Here is a 272-nt window from a genome sequence, read left to right as displayed (position 1 = left end):
AAGAGCCAAGGGCGCTATGTGGATACTGTGTTCATCGATACCAGCACGGTGTTCAAGCGGCCCGTTTGGCTTTCCCCAGAAATGCACAAGCGATTGCTCTACACTGCGGTTACTCGGGCCCGCGAACAGGTCGTGTTCTATGAAATGGCTGGCTGTTGTGAAGGTGTGAATCCTAAGAGCAAAAAAACAATGAATTGCTAACTGGTGTAGAGTAGGCGTTCAATTTCGGTGACACCAGGGGGTGTTACCATTTTGAGCTAATTCTAACGAGG

At 49.3% G+C, this 272-nt stretch carries 1 protein-coding gene; it reads left to right on the top strand.

Features of this window, described 5'->3' with window-relative positions; all coding sequences use genetic code 11:
• On the top strand, positions 1–201 hold a 201-nt coding region (locus AB9F29_RS22700; RefSeq protein WP_369757348.1), incomplete at its 5' end, for a C-terminal helicase domain-containing protein.
• Between the last annotated feature and the right edge of the window lie 71 nt (positions 202–272).

The organism is Falsihalocynthiibacter sp. S25ZX9, assembly GCF_041205405.1.
GTDB lineage: Bacteria > Pseudomonadota > Alphaproteobacteria > Rhodobacterales > Rhodobacteraceae > Falsihalocynthiibacter > Falsihalocynthiibacter arcticus.
This window is presented reverse-complemented; position numbering and strand designations above follow the sequence as displayed.